Raw genomic sequence first — 17,726 nt, forward strand, 5'->3', positions numbered from 1 at the left:
CGGCGGTGGCGGTCGCGAAATGCGGACGTTCGTGCGGTGTGGTGCGGAATCTCACACAATTATTAAGTGTAAATGGCGCCTCGCTTCACGTATGTCTTCCGCCAGTGCTGCGCGGACGGCGTCTGCCCCGGCTTCCGAGCGATCCGGTGCGGTTCGCCCGCGGTTCCGTACATGGCTGGCGGATTCTTTCGCAGTTCGACACTCGACAGACCGCTGACGGCCGTCTCAGCGACGCGCCCGGATAGCGCGTCGTCTCGCCCCGCCGCCGAACCGAACCCCGACAGATCGCGTTGCGCCGTGGGGACTCCCATTCGCGCGCTCGCGACCCACGACTGCGGACTCAACGAACGACCCACCATGAGCACGATACGAGACACCGATCTGGTACGGACCAACGATTACGCGGAGGAGACCGGCGAAGTCCGCGTCCTCGACGAGGACGGGCACCTCCTCCCGGACGCGACGGTGCCCGACCTCTCGGACGAATCGCTCGTGACGATGTACGAGGCGATGCGGACCGCCCGCCGCTTCGACGAGCGGGCGGTGAGCTGGCAGCGCCAGGGCCGGCTCGCCACCTACGCGCCGATGAGCGGCCAGGAGGCCGGACAGGTCGCGAGCACGCTCGCGCTCGCCGACGACGACTGGGTGTTCCCCACCTACCGCGAGCACGCGGTCCGGCTGGTCGCCGGGTTCAACCTCCCGGACGTCCTCCGCGGGCTCATGGGCGCCGAACTCCCGAGCGGCTCGGCGGGCGGACCGACCGTCGCGCCCGAGGCCATCCCGATCGCGACGCAGCTCCCGCACGCGACCGGCGCGGCGATGGCCGCTCGCCACCGCGGCGACGAGTCGGTCGCCCTCTCACATTTCGGCGACGGCGCGACCTCGGAGGGCGACTTCCACGAGGCACTCAACTTCGCCGGCGTCTTCGACGCGCCCACGGTCTTCCTCTGTCACAACAACCAGTGGGCCATCTCCGTCCCGCGGGCGCGCCAGACCGCGAGCGCGACGCTCGCCCAGAAGGCTCGCGCCTACGGCTTCGAGGGCGTCCGCGTCGACGGGATGGACCCGCTGGCGGTCTACTCGGTCGTCCGCTACGCCCGCGAGAAGGCGCTCGACCCAGACCCGGAAGACCTCCGCCCGACGCTGATCGAGTCCGTCGAGTACCGCTACGGCGCTCACACCACCTCGGACGACCCGGACGCCTACCGGGACGACGACGAGGTGGACTACTGGCGCGAGCGCGACCCGATCGACCGTCTGGAGACGTTCCTCGTCGACACCGGCCGGCTCGACGAGGAGGAAGTCGCGGCTGTCGGCGACAGGGTCGACGAGCGGGTCGGCGACGCCATCGAGGAAGCCGAGTCGCGCGCCGCGCCCGACGTCGACGACCTCTTCGAGCACGTCCACGACGAGCTCCCGTCACGAATGGCCGACCAGCGCGAGCAGTTGCGTCGGCTCCGGGAGCGCCACGGCGACGCGCTCCTTCGGGAGTAAGCTGCCGGCGGGCGCGCCGCGACCCGCGATCGGGGCAAGACTCTTGTTGAATGGCGAACCAGTCGGCCCGTATGTCGTCCCGTCGGAGGCTCGCTGCCGCGATACTGCTCGTCGCCGGGCTCGCGCTGCTGTCGGGGTGTAGCGGACCGGCCTCCAGGCAGGAAGTCATCTGTCACGGCTGCGTCGATGTCGTCGAGGAGGTCGCCGACGGGTCCGGCGCGACCGCCGTCGAGGAGAGCGCAACGCACGTTCACCTCCGGGCGAGCGGCGACGCGCGGTTCGTCGCCCGGATGACTATCGGCAACCGCGACGGGATCAACGGAACGACCGCCGAGCGAGTCGTCGAGCGGCTGCGAGCGAACGAACGCGACAGCGACCGTTCCAGGGCGGCGTTCGAGCGGCTGGATCTAGAGGCCCGGGTCGAGGGCGACGAGGTCGTCGTCACCTACTGGGTCGAATCGATGACGGAGCGACACTTCGGAGCCGTAGTCGCAGACCGGTTTTTCCGCGCCGGCGGCGAGGCGCGGTCGGACGAGATCGACCGAGCGCCGTTCCGGATCGGGACTGACCGTCTCGTCGTCCACGGCCCCGACGGAACGACGCCGCTCGTCGACGTTCCGGGCGCGGCAGTTCAGGGTGATCGCGTCGTCTGGAACGGCGACGAGATGTCGACGCGCACCTACCTCGTGTTCGGCGACAGCGGCAGTCAGGTCCACGGCCGGGCGGCCGTCGCCGCGACCGTCTTCGGCTGGGCGGGGCCGCAAGCCTTCGACCCGTCGTTCGTTCCGGTCCTCGTTCTGGCGACGCTAGCCACCGCGTTCGCGTACAGCTACCCGCGACGAGTCGAGACCGGCTGGCGTCCGGGCGACGACTGGCTGTTCAAGATGCTCGTGCCGGGAGCGTTCGTGCTCCCGATCGGCGTCGTACTGCTCTGGCTGACACCGTCGCCGGGTCTCACCGTCGCGGTCTTGCTGTCGGCCGTCGCGGGGATCTGGCTGGCGGCGCGGTCGGTTCGGTCGCGATTCGGCACGGACGAAGCCGGGACTCGGGCTGAAGCCGGCGGACAGCCGGCTACTGTGACCGCACGGTCCCAGACGCCGGCCGTCAGGCGCTCGATAGGGCAGCGGATCGCCGACGGCGAGTTCTTCGAGCGCGGCGACGTCTTCGCCGTGATCGCGTCGGTGGCGACCGTCGCCGCGGTCACCGCGGTCGTCGCCGCGGACTTCAGGGGCACCTACGCCGGGTCCGCCAAGATCGCTGCCGCGCTCCTCCCGTTCGTCGCGTTTTCGGCGCTGGGATATCTGGCCGCGGATCGGCGCCGAACCGCCCACCGCGCCGTCGCGGTCGTCGCCGCGGCGGCGGGACCGTGGCTGTTCCAGTTCGCGTCGACCGTTGAGGGGGGCGATCTCCTGACCGGTCTGGCGGCGATGCTACTGCTCCCTCTCGGGTATCCCGTGGGGGCCGTCGTGCTGTTCTACGCCGCTCTGTGGTTCAGTACGCGATAGCTGGCCGGGCGAGCGTTCGAGAGTTTCAGTCCGTGACCGCGAACGGGCTCTCGCTCTCGCGCCACTCCCAGCCGGGGAGTCGCGTCTGGAATCCCGCGGCGAGCGCGGCGTCGAGGTCGTCGAGGCCGGCGGGGTCTCCGTCCCCGCCGCCGGCGGGCGGGTGTTCGTCGTCTTCGACAGCGGCCGGGCCCGCCTCGTCCTCGATTGCCACGTCCGCGTAGTGGAAAGTGGCTTCACCGAGCAGTCGCAGCGGCTGGGTCCCGGCGATCGTCCCCGCGAGTTCGCGGCCGAGGAGTTCGTCGACGACGAAGCCCGGATAGTCGCCCTCGACGTCCAGATCGCGCAGGAGGCCGACGAGCGCGGCGACGTTGACCGCGCGGTCGCCGTCGGCGAACACCTCGTCGACCTCCCGGCGGTACTGTTCGGCGTCGACGCTCGCCACGTCGGTGTCGAAGCGTTCGCCGAGTTCCACCCGTGTCGCGTTGATCAGCGCGACGACGACCGGCGCGCGCTCGCGGACCCACTCGCGCTCGGCGGCGACCACCGCAGGTGTCAGGCGCATACGGGCCGAACGCGTCGGAGCGTCTACTGTTTTGCGAAGGCTTTTATAACACCGGGGGATTAGACCGAGGTAAGCCGGTTTTCCGGACACTTCCGTGTAGGGTCCGGAGTGGACTACGCCAGTAGGAAAACCGACCTATGAATATTGTTTCCAGATCCCGGCAGGCACGCCATGACGATCGGGACGGTGAGCGCTCGAACGCGCACCGAGCCCGGTGGCCGGCCGGTCCGACCCTGTTTTCGCAGCTATGAGTCAAGTAGACAAGCAACTCGACGATATCAGAGCAGAGATCGAACAGGAAGTTCCGAACGAGATCTCCATCACGGAGGTCACCTACGAGGGTCCCGAGCTGGTGGTGTACACCCGCGATCCGAAGACGTTCGCGAGCAACGGCGACCTCATCCGCAGGCTCGCCTCGAAGCTCCGCAAGCGCATCACCGTCCGGCCCGACCCGAGCGAGCTGTCCGAGCCCGACGACGCCCGCGCGACCATCGAGGGGATCATCCCCGAGGACGCGGGCGTGACCGACCTCGACTTCCACCACGACACCGGCGAAGTCGTCGTCGAGGCACAGAAGCCCGGGATGGTCATCGGTCGCCACGGCTCGACGCTCCGGGAGATCACCCAGGAGGTCGGCTGGACGCCCGAAGTCGTCCGCACGCCGCCCATCGAGTCGGCGACGGTCAACAACGTCCGCAACTTCCTCAAGCAGGAACGGGACGAGCGGCGTGACATCCTCGAACGCATCGGCCGCCAGATCCACCGCGAGGAGATGTCCGACGACGAGTGGGTCCGCATCACGACCCTCGGCTGTTGCCGCGAGGTGGGCCGCGCCGCCTTCATCCTCTCGACGCCGGAGACGCGCGTCCTGATCGACTGCGGCGACAAGCCAGGCGCCGAGGACGAGGTCCCGTACCTCCAGGTTCCCGAAGCCCTCGGCTCTGGCCCGAGTTCGCTCGACGCGGTCGTGCTCACGCACGCCCACCTCGACCACTCGGCGTTCATCCCCCTCCTGTTCAAGTACGGCTACGACGGCCCCATCTACTGCACGGAGCCGACGCGTGACCTGATGGGCCTGCTGACGCTGGACTACCTCGACGTCGCCGCCAAGGAGGGCCGCGCCCCGCCCTACGAGTCCGAGATGGTCCGCGAGGCGATCAAACACTGCATCCCGCTGGAGTACGGCGACGTGACCGACATCGCGCCGGACATCAAGCTCACGCTCCACAACTCCGGGCACATCCTCGGGTCGGCCATCGCGCACTTCCACATCGGCGACGGCCTCTACAACGTCGCGTTCTCCGGCGACATCCACTACGACGACACGCGCCTGTTCAACGGCGCCGTCAACGAGTTCCCGCGGGTCGAGACGCTCGTCCTGGAGTCCACCTACGGCGGGCGCAACGACTACCAGACCGACCAGGCCGACTCCGAGCGCAAGCTCACGGAGGTCATCCGCGACACCGTCGAACGCGACGGCAAGGTCCTCATCCCGGCGTTCGCCGTGGGGCGGTCCCAGGAGATCATGCTCGTCCTCGAAGAGGCGATGCGCAACGGCGACATCCCCGAGGTACCGGTCCACCTCGACGGGATGATCTGGGAGGCGACGGCCATCCACACCACCTACCCCGAGTACCTCCGCGACGACCTCCGGGACCGCATCTTCCACGACGACGAGAACCCGTTCCTCGCCGACCAGTTCAACCACATCGACGGCGGCGAGGACGAACGCCAGGACGTCGCCGACGGCGGCCCGTGCATCATCCTCTCGACCTCCGGGATGGTCGAGGGCGGCCCGATCATGTCCTGGCTCCGCCACGTCGGCGGCCAGGATGACGGTACGATGGTCTTCGTCGGCTACCAGGCTCAGGGCACCCTCGGCCGTCGCATCCAGAACGGCTGGGACGAGATCCCCATCAACGACGGCGGCGGCCGCGCCGACACCCTCTCGCTGAACATGGACGTCGAAACCGTCGACGGCTTCTCCGGCCACGCCGACCGCCAGGGCCTCGAGAACTTCGTCCGGACCATGAACCCCCGCCCCGAGAAGGTCCTCTGCGTCCACGGGGACGAGTCCTCGACCCAGGACCTGTCCTCCGCGCTGTACCACGAGTTCAACATGCGCACCTTCGCGCCGAAGAACCTCGAGACGTTCCGCTTCGTCTAACGCCGCCGTCGCTTCTCTCCCCGTCCGACTTTCGTGGTGCATGTTTTCGCGACCGCTCCACCGCCGCACTCGTCGGCACCTGTCTGACCGTCCGTGGGTCGGTCAGCGGGCTGACCTGAGACGGGACGCGGCAGGGACCGCCTGCGCCGCGGTAGCGTCGACTCGGAAGTTCTTTTGAGGCGGCCCGCGAGCCGTCGACCGTGACCCGGCGCGTCATCGAACGGCTCGACCCGCACGCGCTGCTCGCGTTCGGCGCGCTGGTCGCCGCGGTCGCGACGGCCGGGAGCCTGTACTTCTCGCTCGGCATGGGGCTCGTCCCCTGCGACCTGTGCTGGTACCAGCGGGTCCTCATGTACCCCCTCGTCGTCGTGCTCGGCGTCGCGCTCCTCGAACGCCGGACCGGCGTCTACCGGACGGTCCTTCCCCTTTCGGTCGGCGGCGCGGCCCTCGCGGCGTATCACTCCTGGCTGCAGCTATCGTCGGCTGGCCGTTGTGCGTTCGACGGTGGCTGCGCCGCCGTGCAACTGCGCGTCGTCGGCCTGTCGATCCCGAACCTCTCGCTGATCGCGTTCGTCCTGATCACGGCGACCGTCGCGATGCTGTGGGCCGACAGGCGGTGACCGACGGCCGGAAGGCGCTTCCGGGACCCAACCGGTTAACACGCGGCCGTCACACTATGCAACCATGGAGTACGTGCGACTCGGCTCGACTGGACTGCAGGTATCGCCCATCTGTCTCGGGACGTGGCGGTTCGGACTCGAACACGAGGACAGCGGCGTCATGGAGACCGACCGCGAGGAGGCACACGAACTCCTCGACGCGCTGGAGGAGCGCGGCGGCAACTTCATCGACACCGCCAACGGCTACGGCGAGGGCCGCAGCGAGAAGTGGATCGGCGAGTGGCTCGACGAGCGCGACCGCGAGGACTACGTCGTCGCCTCGAAGTGCTACTGGTCGGACGTCTCCCGGTTCCAGGAGAACCTCTCGAAGAAGAACGTCCGCGCGGAGGTCGAGGGGTCGCTGGAGAAACTCGGCACGGACTACCTCGACCTCCTCTACCTGCACCGATTCGACGACGAGACGCCCATCGAGCACACGCTCCGGGCGGTCGACGACCTGATCAGCGAGGGGAAGGTCCACTACGTGGGCATCTCCTCCTGTGACGCCTGGAAGCTCACGAAGGGTCTCTGGCAGGCCGACGTGAACAACTACGAGGCGTTCACGGTCACCCAGCCCCAGTATTCGGCGACCTACCGTGACCCCGTCTCCGAGTACCTGGATGTCTGCGCCGACCAGGACATCGCGGTCTGTCCGTACTCGCCGTTGCACGGTGGCTTCCTCACCGGCAAGTACGAGCGCGTCGGCGACGGCGAGGTGAAGACGCCCGACGGCTCCCGCGGCGACCTCGACGAGCACTTCACGGACTGGTACCTCGACGACCAGGCCTGGGAAGTTCTGGACGAGATCCGCGCGGTCGCCGACGAGGTCGACGCGACGCCCGCCCAGGTGTCGCTGCGCTGGCTCATGGACCACGAGCGGTTCACCTGCGTCCCGATCGTCGGCGCGCGGACCGTCGACCAGCTCGACGAGAACCTCGACGCCATCGAGGTGTCGCTCTCCGACGACCAGTGGTCGCGTATCGACGACGCGACCGAGGCCGACGAGGCCTGACCGGTCCGCCGACCGGAACTCGCCGCTGGATTCGGTGGGAATCGACGCGGGGGTTCGGCGCGAATCGACGCGGATCGGTGCAGTAGGCGAACACTTCTGCCGTTCCAGCGGTCTATACTAACGGCACGGTCGCGTGAATCGGCGAGCAGATGAGTATCGATCCTGCAGACGGGCCGCGGTCGGTTGTCCTGCCGGCTATCGACGCGCCGAGCAGCGTGGCCTGCGTCCGGTCGCTCGGGAAGCGCGGTATCCACACGATCGTCGTCTCCGAGGACGACGACGCCGCGGCCTTCCGCTCGCGCTACGCCGGCGAGACCCTCGTCGTCCCGTCGCCGCACGAGGACCTCGTCGCCTACAAGGACGCCCTGCTCTCCCTCGCGATGCGCCCGGACGTGCTGACGATCCTCCCCGTCCGCGAGGAGGACGTGTACACACTCGCGCGCTACCGCGAGGAGTTCGAACCGCACGTCGAGACCCAGTGGCCGACCCAGGAGGGCCTCGAACAGGTCCAGGACCGCGTTCAGCTGTTCGACATCGCCGAGCGTGCGGGAGTCGCTGTCCCGGACACCCGCCTGCTCGACGACGTCGACGACTGGGACCGCGAGTGGATCGTCAAGGGCCGCTACACGCTGCTGGCCGACGCCTACGTCGACGAGTACCCACCCGAGAAGTCACGCGACCCGCCCTCGACGCAGTACGTCAACGGCGACAGACCCGACGTCGAGACGATCCGCCGCGAGAACGGCCACACGCCCATCGCGCAGGAGTTCCTGCCCACGACCGACGAGTACGCCTTCTTCGCGCTGTACGACGAGGGCGAGCCCGTCTCGACGTTCCAGCACCGGCAGGTCCGTGCGTACAACTTCGCCGGCGGCCCGAGCGCTTTCCGCGAGTCGGTGTCGATCCCCGAACTCGGCGAGTCCGGCCGCGCGCTGCTCGACGAACTCGACTGGCACGGCCTCGCGATGGTGGAGTTCCTGCGTGACGAGGAGACCGGGGAGTTCGAACTGATGGAGATCAACCCGCGCCTGTGGTCGTCGCTGCCGTTCTCCGTGCGCGCCGGTGCGGACTTCCCGTATCACTACTGGCAACTCGCCAGCGGCCGGCGCGAGCAGATCGACGGCGACTACGAGGTCGGTACCGCCGGTCACCTCCTCCGCGGGGAACTGTCGTACCTGCACAGCGTCCTGTTCGACGCGGAGGAACTGGTCGAGCGGCCGGACCGCCGTGAGGCGTTCGCCGCGGTCGTCGAGTCGCTGCGCGAGCATCCACGCTTCGACTACCTCCGGCTCGACGACCCGAAACCGTTCGTCCGCGACGCGCTGAACACGCTCGTCTGAGAACGGGCTTCGAAACCGCCATAGTCGCTTCTCCGCTCTCTGCCCTTCCTCTCCGCCTCTCTACTCTGTTCTTTCCTTTCTGCTCTCTGCTCTCCGCGCTCTACTCGTCGAGTCCGGGACTGGCGAAGTGAGGCGAACGGCGTTCGGAAAATCGACTGTCGATCGAGCGCTCAGTTCATCGAGGGCTCGGCCGCGTCGGGCCGGACGGGCGTCGACTCCTGTTTGCCGGGCTCGTAGGCGCGGCGCACGTCGTCGACGGTCGAGCAGTCGTGTTTCGCGGCGAAGACGAGCACGTCGGCGAACGAGGCCTCGTACTCGGCGGCGAGCGCGCGCAACTGGTCCGAGAAAGACGAGTGAAAGCCTGCGAGCCCGTAGAGCACGTCGTCGACGGCGACGCCGGACTCGCCGGGATACACCGACTCGACGACCTCCTCGATCTCGCGGAGGCGCCGCCAGTCCTCGCGCGGGACGTCCGACGGGTAGCGACCGCAGAGCAGTTCCGTCTGCGTGTTGCCGGCGCTCCGGCCGATCCCCTGGAGCGAGGCGTCGACGTAGCTGGCGCCGCAGTCGATGGCCGCGACCGCGTTGGCGAGGGCGAAGCCGGTGTTGTCGTGACCGTGGTAGCCGACGGCGGCGCCGGTGTCGGTCAGCGACGTCACGTACCTCCCGACGTCCTCCGGCGTGAATCCGCCGGCCGAGTCGACGACGTACACCACTTCGGCGCCGTGTTCGACGCCGAAGTGAGCGGCGTCGATCGCCTCCGCCGGCGAGACCAGGTACGTCTTCAACAGGTTGAGGCTCGTCCGCACGTCCAGGCCCGCGAGTTCCCGGAGGAGCGGGCGCGCGGCGTGGGGGTCGTCTGCGTCGACGCCGACGCGGACGAGGTCGAACGCGTCCTCGTAGGAGGCGATCAGGTCGACCTCGCTCGGGCCGGCGACGCCCGGCAGCAGGAGCGTCGTGAGGCCCGTGTCGTCGGTCGCGTCGGCGACGATGTCGAGGTGGCGGGCGTCGGGCGGCGTGGGCTCCGGCGTCGTCGTGCCGAAGCCGGTCCCCGGCCCCACGTCAAGCAGGTCGACGAACGAGAGGTCGTCGACGCGGCCCGCGAGCGCGGCCAGGTCCGGCGGGTCGAACTGGAAGTCGCTGACGTAACAGCCGTCTCTGACGATCTCTTCGACGACGGTGGCGTCGCCGAGCGTCATCGCTCCACCTGGACGGGACTGCCGCCGAGGGGGCGACTCCGGCGTCGCCGCGCGGGCGAAGCGGTGCGGTTGGCGAGCGACAGTCCGTGAGGGCGAATCGGTCTGCTGCGAGGTGGCACACTCATTGTCTTGGGAGCCGCCCGGGCCGGGCGGCCGTTCGCCAAATGGTTACGGATATGAACCAATTGTTATACGGAGATTGTTGCCGGTACAGGCCGTATACCGGGCCGTTTTCGCACCCCCTCGTGACGGCCCGCTCGGCCGGCTGACTCCGGTCAGTTCCCGGGGAGGTGATTCTGGACCGCGCCGTACAGCGGATAGGCCGCGGCGTAGACGGGATAGGGGGTGTGACGCGCCGCCGTTCGGACGAGGCGCTCGCGCGTCGGGCTGCCGGCTATCGCCTCGAAGTCGGCGTCCTGAAGCCAGCGGAGGAACTCCTCGGACCCGTCCATCGGCAGGTCGTCGCCCGGCGAGAGCCGCGTCTGGAAGTCCTGCCAGTGGTAGGGCGCGTGTTCGTCGTTGAGCCACTCGCCGGCTTCGAACTTCCGGACCGCCCGATGGAAGGTGTCCCGGCCGATGTCGAACCCGTGATCGGCGGGGTCCAGCCCCTCCAGCGCGAGCCCGATGGCCGTCCGGAGGCACTTCTCGCAGCGATCGCAGTTCTCGGCCGCTTCCGACGCCGAACACGAGTAAACCGGGAGGGTCGAGTCGTGTTCTCGGACGTAGTCGGCGACGACCCCGATGCGCCCCTGTCGGTCGAGTTCGAACGCGTCGTGGGCGCCCTCGACGTCGGCCCACGCGATCTCGTCGTCGATGTTCGGGTGCGATCCCCACGGCATCGCGACCCCGTCCCAGTGGTCGAGCACCGGCGGCACCTCGATGCCCTGCCAGACGGAGGCGGCGACGTAGATCCGGCCCATGCCGGTCGCGACGGCCAGCGGCGCACAGAGGCCCAGCAACCCGAGCCCGGACCCGACGGCGCTGTACCAGCCGCCGTCGTGGCGGTCGTGGAAGTGAGCGCTCAGCATCGTCGTGTCGAGGAACTCCAGCATGTTCGACCGGACGAACTGGGCGTCGACGCCGAACCGCTCGGCGAAGCCCTCCGTCCGGTCGCGCATCCGCTGCCACCGGTCGGTGTCGTCGACGCCGACGACCCACCCCTGCACGGTGATCAGCGTCGGCTCCTCCTCGCGGTGGCGGACGTACGTCGTCAGCGAGTCGACCCCGCCGGTGAACAGCATGCCCGCCCCGTCGGTGGCGTCCGACACGTCGCGCGCCGCGGGGTGGTCCTCGGCGCCCGTCGGCGCCCCCTCGCGCTCCTCGTACTCCGGCGCACGCTCGGCGATCACTCGGCCCCCCTCGATGAAGGGGTACATCTCGTAGAGTGCGCGTCCGACCGCTTCCAGCGAGTCGAGGAAGCGGCGGTCGACGACCGGCACGCGCACGTCCGCGCCGACCGTCCAGGCGACGGGGCAGACCTGCGCGAGCACGGGGATCGACAGGATCGACGGCGGCAGGTCCGACACGTCGACGTCGTACTCCACGTAGAAGGGGGACTCGTCGAAGAACGGCCGGAGGTCGTCGCTGTACTCGATCGTCGATTCGATGCGTCCGCCGTCGACGGTGACCGACTCGATAGAGACCGCGGAGGCGTCCCGACCGGCGCCGTCACCTCCTGCACGCGTCGCGATAGACCGAATTGAGTCCACAGCTCGGTTCACACGGGTGGGGACTCCCTCCGGAATATAAAGTATGAGTCGTCTAGGGGGTGAAAATTACCGTTATTGGCGACCTGACCGGTCCGCCGCCGACTTTCGGCAGGTCACGCGGAGACGGGCGCGGCTCGTCGCTGTTCGACGGGGTAGTCGAACAGGACGCGTTCGTGCCTCGCGACGATGACGTCCCAGTCGTGGGCCGCGGCGGTCGCCCGCGCTCCGCGTTCGAGCGACCGCCTGTCGACGGTGCCCTCGACGCACGCGTCGAGCGTCCGGACGAGCTCCTCCGTCGACCCGTCGTAGATGAGCCCGTTCTCCCCGTGGGTCAGCAGTTGCCGGTGAGCCGGGAGGTCGGTCGCGACGACGACCGTCCCGGCAGCCATGTACTCCAGGAGCTTCCCGGGGAAGCTGATCCGGAACGACTCGATGTCGCCCAGCGGCGAGACGGCGACGTCCGTCCCGCCGAGCACGCGCGGGATCTCGTCGTGGGGGACGAGCCCGACAAACTCGACCCGGTCGGTGACACCGAGGTCGCGAGCCCGCGATTTGAGCTGGTCGATGGTGTCGTCGCGCCCGTCGCCGACGATGCGGAACCTGACGTCGTGGTCGCTCTTCGCGACCGCTTCGATGACGTCGCCGATCCCCCGGATCAGCCCGATCGAACCGACGTACGTGACGACGAGGTCCGCGTCGTCGTCGCGATTCCGGGCGTCAGCGCCCCGTCGGGCGCCCTCGGCGAACGTGTCGACGTCGACGCCCATCCCGATCACGAACGCGTCCGAGAGGTCGACGCCGTACTCCTCCTCGGTCACCTGCCGGATCCCCTCCGTCAGGCAGACGACCGCCGTGGCCTGCACGAGGACCGCGCCGAACAGCTCCGCGTAGAGCGACTTCATCGCGACCGAGAGTCGGTCTTTCACGTCGCGACCCGTACCGGACTCGACGAAGTCCCGCTTTTGCCTGACGGGGACGGACACGAGGCCGACGACGAACCGGGATCCCCCGGCCATCGCGGCGACCCAGCCCTGGAGGACGGTCTGCTGGAAGGAATAGACGGCGTCGTACTGGTATCGGAGCCCCAGCGCGGCCCCGTAGAGCAGACACAGCACGTGGAACAGGACCCCCGAAACGACCGGGATCGACCCCGTATCGACGGTGTGATACGTGACGTCCGCCGGTGGGCCGTCCCCGTCTTCCACGTCCCGGCGCCCGTGGCAGAGCACGTGGACTGTCGCCGACGCTGCCATCTTCTTCGAGACGTAGTGTTCGGCGGTCGAACTGTACGACGAGGAGATGTCCCGATGGTGGACGAACAGAACCGAGTTCCGTTCGCCGCTCATGATTCGTGCATCGGCGCCTCGAACTCGTTCGTAGTGGCGTACACAAACTACTGGACCGGCGAGAGAGCCATAAGTACGCGGCGGTTACCCGGATCGGCTCAATCGGTCGGTTCGACGCGGGGGGAATCGGCGCCGTCTTGGCCGGGATTACCGCGGTACGGCGCGGGGGTGTGGCGGTCGTACACGCCGAGCAACTTCTCCCGCTGGCTCTCCCAGTTGAACCGGTCCAGCGCGGCACGGTGCCCGTTCCGTCCGAGCGCCGTCCGGCGGTCGGGGTCGTCGACGAGCGAGACGAGCGTTTCGGCGACGGCGTCGGGGTCCCCCGGTTCGACGGCGACGCCGCAGCCGACGTCCTCGACGAGCGCCCCCCAGCTGCCGATGTCGGAGACGACTACGGGCAGCCCCGCGGACATGTACTGGAAGAGCTTGTTCGAGCGGTGGACCGCGTCGGTCTTGTTCGGGTCGGGATGGAAGCACATCATCCCGATATCGGCCGCGCGGAAGTGGTGGATCATTCCCTCCAGCGACGGGAACCACTCCACGAACTCCACCCGGTCGGAGGCCTCGATGCGGCGCTCGATCCCCGCGCGTTCGTCCTCGGAGTCGTACTTGCCGCCGATCGACAGTTCGACGTCGTATTCGTCGGGGATCCGCTCGACCGCCTCGATCAGCGTGTGGATCCCGCGGCCCTCCGAGAGGAGTCCCCGGTAGACCAGCCTGGTCGGCCCCTCGTCGTCGGGCTCGATGTCCGCGCTCGGGTCCGTCTCCTCGGCCCACCGCCGCTGGGGGTAGTTCGTGACGACCGTCGGGTCCCGGTCGGCGAAGCGCTCGGCGATGTCGGGCGAGGCGGTGACGATCTCGTCGACGACGCGCGAGAGGCCGAGTTCGACGAGGCCGGCCGCTTTCGCGGCGACCGGGCGGATCGGCTCGGGGAAGATCGGCTTGTGTCGCAACGTGTCCTCGACGTTCTCGTGGACGTCGTAGACGACCGTCCCGTCCGTCGCGACCGAGAGGAAGGCTCCCACGGGGAGACACTCCACGTCGTGGAAGTGGTAGACGTCGTAGTCGGTGTCGACGAGGACGCGGGCGACGTCGGCGGCGGCGCGCAGCCGCGCTCCCATAGAGATCATCGACCCCTCCTCGGCGTCGCCGTACGTGACCGTCTCGACCGGCGAGTCGCCGTCGAAGGGCGTGTAGTACGTGACGTCGTGGCCGGCCTCCGCGAGCGAGACCGCCTCGCGGCCGACGACCCGGGAGTCCGTCGCGTCGTGGGCGCTCGTGAAGACGCAGACGCGCAGGCCGTCCGACGCCGGGCCGTCCGTCCGTCGATCCGCCGGCTCGTCAGTACGCTGATCCATCAGCTACCGGGAGGGGCCTCGTGACCGTTAGTAACAGTCCGCTAAACGCGCCGGAGGCCGGTTAGGGGACCGTTTCGGCGGCGGGCCGCCGTCGGCCTTTCGCTGGCGGACCGTCGGCACCGGTTAGCCGTCGGTCAGCCGGTCGGCCGATCCGATCGCCGTCCGCGACTACCAGCTGACCGAGTGGTACTCGGGGACGTCGTCGGCGACCTCGGGGACGGTCCCGACGGGGTCGCAGACGGGCGTGTCGTCGAGCCGGGTCGTCAGTTCGGGGCGCGCGCAGTCGTTGGCGAACACGACGACGTCGGCGCGGTCGAGGAACGAGTCGGGGTCGGCGACGAGGCGGTCGGTCAGGTCCGGCATCGTCTTGTCGAGGTAGTCGCGGTTCGAGCCGACCGCGTCCGAGGGGTCGATGCCGTCCGCGTAGAACAGCACGTCGTCGTCGAGCTGCTTGGCCAGTCGCAGGCCGGGGCTGTTGCGCATGTCCGTCGTGTCGGACTTGAACGCGATGCCGACGATGCCGACGGTCGTCCCTTCGACGGACTCGACGCGGTCGCGGACGCGCTCGATGTGCGTGTCGTTGCTCTCGGGGATGCTGTCGAGCAGGGGCGCGTCGACGCCGTTGTCCGCGGCGATGGTCGCGATCGCGCGGGAGTCCTTGGGTAGGCAGGACCCGCCGAAGGCGAAGCCGGGGTCGAGGTACTGCTCGGAGATGTTGAGCTTCCGGTCGCTCTGGACGAGGTCCATCAGTTCGCGGCCGTCGACGCCGGCCGCGGAGGCGAGCGACCCCACCTCGTTGGCGAAGCAGATCTTCAGCGCGTGGAACGCGTTGTTGACCATCTTGAGCGACTCGGCCTCCTCGGGCGCGACGGTGCGAACGTCGCCGTCGAGGCCGAGCGTCCGGTAGAGGTTCACCAGATCCTCGGCGGCGTCGCCCTCGAAGGTCCCGACGACGACGTACGGCGGGTCGAAGAAGTCGTCCATCGCCGCGCCCTCGCGCAGGAACTCGGGATTGACCGCGAAGTCGACGTCGGTCCCCTCCGCGGTCTTCGCCTCCATGTACTCGCGCAGGCTGCGCGTCGTCGAGGGCGGGACGGTGCTGCGGACGACGACCCGGTGGTCGCCCTTCTCGTCGACCGCCTCGACCATGGAGTCGACGACGTTGTAGAGGTTCGTCGTGCTCAACTGACCCGTGTCGTCCAGCGGCGTGCCGACGGTCAGGAAGGAGACCGACGAGTCCAGCACGGCGGCGGTCGCGTCGGTCGTCGCGTCGATCCGCCCCTCGGCAACGCCCTCGGCGATGGCTTCGCCCACGCCCGGCTCCTCGATCGGTGACTCCCCTCCGGCGACGGTCTCGACTTTCTCCGGGTTCACGTCCACCCCGACGACTTCGTGACCCTCGCTCGCCAGACAGGCGGTCATCACGCAGCCGACGTATCCGAGACCGAACACTGATACCTTCATCGACCGACTCCTCGCTCGATTGGCGCTTTGTTATCCCCGCCTTATCGGCCGTAGAGGGCTCCTGACGGCCTGCGGTCGAGTTCGACCGCGCGCTCTCGGCGAGTCCGACGGTTGGGTCGGCCGTGGATCCGGGATCCCGGTCGCGTCTGCGAGCCGTAGGCGGCGGCTGCGAGCGGTACCAGCGTCATAACAAATAGTCGGAGGAAGGTAGTAACAACGAATGCCTGCTGATGAGCGGACGAGACGCGGCTTCTTGCGCGCCGGTATCGCTGCAGCGGTGGCCGCGGGACTCGCCGGGTGCCGCTCGGACGGCGAGGAGACGGTGGAACCGACACCGCCCGAGACCGAGACGCCGACAGACCCCGCCCCCACCGAGACAGCGCCCCCCACGCCGACCCCGTCGCCCTCCCCGACCCCTGTCCCCGAGATCGTCGAGCGGTACGGCGACCGTTACGACTCGATCGTCAACGTCGCCCAGGCCGCAAGCGGCGACGCGTCGGTCGGCGAGGTGGTCGCGGAGGGTCTCAACACCGACGACACCCTCCTGTACTTCCCGACGGGGGAGTACGAACTCCCGGAGCTGCGCGTGAGGGACGTCCGCAACGTCGGTATCGCCTCCCTGCCCCGAGACGACGCGGTCATCAGGCCCGCGGTCCCGCGGGCGGAGTTCCGAGAGGCGTTCATCGACTTCCGGGACGTCGCGGACGTGCTCCTCGAAGGAGTCACGTTCGACTACACCAAGTCGGGGTTCGGCGGTTCGCTCCGACTGGTCACGCACGGGAACTTCATCGCCAGGGACCTCCGGACGAAGGGGAAGCTGCCCGATACGGACAAGAGTCGCAAGCACGTCGCCTACCGCTTCGACGTCCAGGACGAGGAGGGCATCGGTCTCGTCGAGCGGGTCGTGGCGCGCGACGGCGGCCACGACGGCGGCAACGGCGTCGGTATCTTCGTCGGGAAGGACCACGCCGGGACGGTGACGTTCCGCGACTGCGAGGTCGCGAACTTCCCGAACAACGGCCTGTACGCGTCGGCGCCGGGCGCCAACTACGACGGCTATCGCGGCGCCAACGGGGCGGTCCACGTCCGGGGCGGTCGCTACGAGAACAACAACATCGCGAACATCCGCATCGGGTCGACGGGGTCGACGGTCAGACACGCAACGGTCGTCGTCGACAAGGTCCCGCCGACCATCTCCGAGAGCGATCTGAACGTCCGCGGCATCCGCCTGCGCGCGCGTAACGGGCAGGTAGTCGAGGACTGCGACATCCACATCGGCGAGGACGCCGGCGAGGGGTTCGGCGCCATCTCCTACCACCCCGACCACGGGAGTTCGACGATCAAGGACACCCGAATCCGGGTGGATCGGGACAACTTCAGCGCGATCGACGCGACGCACGCGAACGGGGGCGGGACGGAGGCGCCCCTCGCGTTCGAGAACGTGACGATCACCGGACAGGCGTCGGAGGGTGCGACGGTCGACATCGCCGACCGCCACGGGACGACGTTCCGGAACTGTCAGATCGAGCAGTCCGGCGACGACCGCGAGGGCATCGTCTTCACAAACTCCGAGGACTGCCTCGTCGCCGAGTCCACGATCAAGGTGACCGGCGACCCGATCGAGCTGAACAACTCGACGGTCGACCGGGAGGCCCTCACGTTCGGGACACCGAACGTGTCCGACGACCCGGAGCCGAACGACCTCGGCGGCCCCGGGCAGACTGGGCCGTGACGGCCGGTCCCATCGGCCGACAGGACCGGCTCCCATCTGTTCGGTCGGGGTGACTCCGATCGTTTCCGATCGGTTCCCGTCTCTCCCAGCCGTCGCCACGCCGAGCACGTCTGTGCCGTCAGTCGACCCTACGGTTGCATGTCTGCCGGTGAGGCGGCCGATAACGTGCGCTTACCGCG

General features: G+C 68.8%; 13 protein-coding genes. 7 read left to right on the forward strand and 6 right to left on the reverse strand.

Annotated features, from left to right (window positions below):
- Positions 1–357: 357 nt before the first annotated feature.
- Positions 358–1,494: a pyruvate dehydrogenase (acetyl-transferring) E1 component subunit alpha gene (gene pdhA, locus ACMGFH_RS00335; RefSeq protein WP_415380788.1), complete on the forward strand. Its 1,137-nt coding sequence runs from the start codon at positions 358–360 to the stop codon at positions 1,492–1,494.
- Positions 1,495–1,565: 71 nt separating this feature from the next.
- Complete coding sequence (locus ACMGFH_RS00340; protein ID WP_415380789.1) at positions 1,566–2,999, forward strand: hypothetical protein; 1,434 nt, start codon at positions 1,566–1,568, stop codon at positions 2,997–2,999.
- A 25-nt stretch (positions 3,000–3,024) separates the two neighbouring features.
- On the opposite strand, the gene ACMGFH_RS00345 is transcribed toward ACMGFH_RS00340, so the two are convergent.
- Complete coding sequence (locus tag ACMGFH_RS00345; RefSeq protein ID WP_415380790.1) at positions 3,025–3,561, reverse strand: hypothetical protein; 537 nt, start codon at positions 3,559–3,561, stop codon at positions 3,025–3,027.
- 247 nt (positions 3,562–3,808) lie between these two features.
- Between ACMGFH_RS00345 and ACMGFH_RS00350 the strand changes: the two genes are divergently transcribed.
- The 4 genes from ACMGFH_RS00350 (at position 3,809) to ACMGFH_RS00365 (ending at position 8,739) form a co-directional block, all read left to right on the forward strand.
- Positions 3,809–5,728 carry a beta-CASP ribonuclease aCPSF1 gene (locus ACMGFH_RS00350; RefSeq protein WP_415380791.1) on the forward strand — a complete coding sequence of 640 codons (1,920 nt, stop codon included), beginning with the start codon at positions 3,809–3,811 and terminating at the stop codon, positions 5,726–5,728.
- 200 nt (positions 5,729–5,928) lie between these two features.
- The gene (locus tag ACMGFH_RS00355) at positions 5,929–6,348 is read left to right on the forward strand and encodes a disulfide bond formation protein B (RefSeq protein ID WP_415380792.1); all 420 of its coding nucleotides are present in this window, start codon (positions 5,929–5,931) and stop codon (positions 6,346–6,348) included.
- A gap of 64 nt (positions 6,349–6,412) precedes the next feature.
- Positions 6,413–7,399, forward strand: coding sequence for an aldo/keto reductase (locus tag ACMGFH_RS00360; RefSeq protein WP_415380793.1), 987 nt, complete (start codon positions 6,413–6,415; stop codon positions 7,397–7,399).
- A 149-nt stretch (positions 7,400–7,548) separates the two neighbouring features.
- On the forward strand, positions 7,549–8,739 hold the full coding sequence (locus ACMGFH_RS00365; protein ID WP_415380794.1) for a carboxylate--amine ligase: 1,191 nt from the start codon (positions 7,549–7,551) through the stop codon (positions 8,737–8,739).
- Between the two features lie 170 nt (positions 8,740–8,909).
- Here the strand turns inward: ACMGFH_RS00365 and ACMGFH_RS00370 are convergent, their stop codons facing one another.
- The 5 genes from ACMGFH_RS00370 to ACMGFH_RS00390 form a co-directional block, all read right to left on the reverse strand.
- Entirely contained in the window at positions 8,910–9,938 is a 1,029-nt protein-coding gene (locus tag ACMGFH_RS00370; RefSeq protein WP_415380795.1) for a hypothetical protein, read from the reverse strand.
- A gap of 275 nt (positions 9,939–10,213) precedes the next feature.
- Entirely contained in the window at positions 10,214–11,647 is a 1,434-nt protein-coding gene (locus ACMGFH_RS00375) for a hypothetical protein (RefSeq protein ID WP_415380796.1), read from the reverse strand.
- A 113-nt stretch (positions 11,648–11,760) separates the two neighbouring features.
- Entirely contained in the window at positions 11,761–12,993 is a 1,233-nt protein-coding gene (locus tag ACMGFH_RS00380) for a glycosyltransferase family 4 protein (protein ID WP_415380797.1), read from the reverse strand.
- 98 nt (positions 12,994–13,091) lie between these two features.
- Positions 13,092–14,351, reverse strand: coding sequence for a glycosyltransferase family 4 protein (locus ACMGFH_RS00385; protein WP_415380798.1), 1,260 nt, complete (start codon positions 14,349–14,351; stop codon positions 13,092–13,094).
- Between the two features lie 168 nt (positions 14,352–14,519).
- Positions 14,520–15,815 carry a nucleotide sugar dehydrogenase gene (locus ACMGFH_RS00390; RefSeq protein ID WP_415380799.1) on the reverse strand — a complete coding sequence of 432 codons (1,296 nt, stop codon included), beginning with the start codon at positions 15,813–15,815 and terminating at the stop codon, positions 14,520–14,522.
- Between the two features lie 220 nt (positions 15,816–16,035).
- Here ACMGFH_RS00390 and ACMGFH_RS00395 point away from each other — a divergent pair, with 220 nt between their 5' ends.
- On the forward strand, positions 16,036–17,547 hold the full coding sequence (locus ACMGFH_RS00395; protein WP_415380800.1) for a right-handed parallel beta-helix repeat-containing protein: 1,512 nt from the start codon (positions 16,036–16,038) through the stop codon (positions 17,545–17,547).
- The last annotated feature ends 179 nt before the right edge of the window (positions 17,548–17,726 follow it).

Source organism: Halosimplex rarum (genome assembly GCF_047715405.1).
GTDB lineage: Archaea > Halobacteriota > Halobacteria > Halobacteriales > Haloarculaceae > Halosimplex > Halosimplex rarum.

Coding starts and splice junctions, on each gene's coding strand:
- pdhA (WP_415380788.1), top strand. CDS start 358: ATGAGCACGATACGAGACACCGATCTGGTACGGACCAACGATTACGCG.
- ACMGFH_RS00395 (WP_415380800.1), top strand. CDS start 16,036: ATGCCTGCTGATGAGCGGACGAGACGCGGCTTCTTGCGCGCCGGTATC.
- ACMGFH_RS00380 (WP_415380797.1), bottom strand. CDS start 12,993: ATGAGCGGCGAACGGAACTCGGTTCTGTTCGTCCACCATCGGGACATC.
- ACMGFH_RS00340 (WP_415380789.1), top strand. CDS start 1,566: ATGTCGTCCCGTCGGAGGCTCGCTGCCGCGATACTGCTCGTCGCCGGG.
- ACMGFH_RS00365 (WP_415380794.1), top strand. CDS start 7,549: ATGAGTATCGATCCTGCAGACGGGCCGCGGTCGGTTGTCCTGCCGGCT.
- ACMGFH_RS00360 (WP_415380793.1), top strand. CDS start 6,413: ATGGAGTACGTGCGACTCGGCTCGACTGGACTGCAGGTATCGCCCATC.
- ACMGFH_RS00350 (WP_415380791.1), top strand. CDS start 3,809: ATGAGTCAAGTAGACAAGCAACTCGACGATATCAGAGCAGAGATCGAA.
- ACMGFH_RS00385 (WP_415380798.1), bottom strand. CDS start 14,351: ATGGATCAGCGTACTGACGAGCCGGCGGATCGACGGACGGACGGCCCG.
- ACMGFH_RS00370 (WP_415380795.1), bottom strand. CDS start 9,938: ATGACGCTCGGCGACGCCACCGTCGTCGAAGAGATCGTCAGAGACGGC.
- ACMGFH_RS00345 (WP_415380790.1), bottom strand. CDS start 3,561: ATGCGCCTGACACCTGCGGTGGTCGCCGCCGAGCGCGAGTGGGTCCGC.
- ACMGFH_RS00390 (WP_415380799.1), bottom strand. CDS start 15,815: ATGAAGGTATCAGTGTTCGGTCTCGGATACGTCGGCTGCGTGATGACC.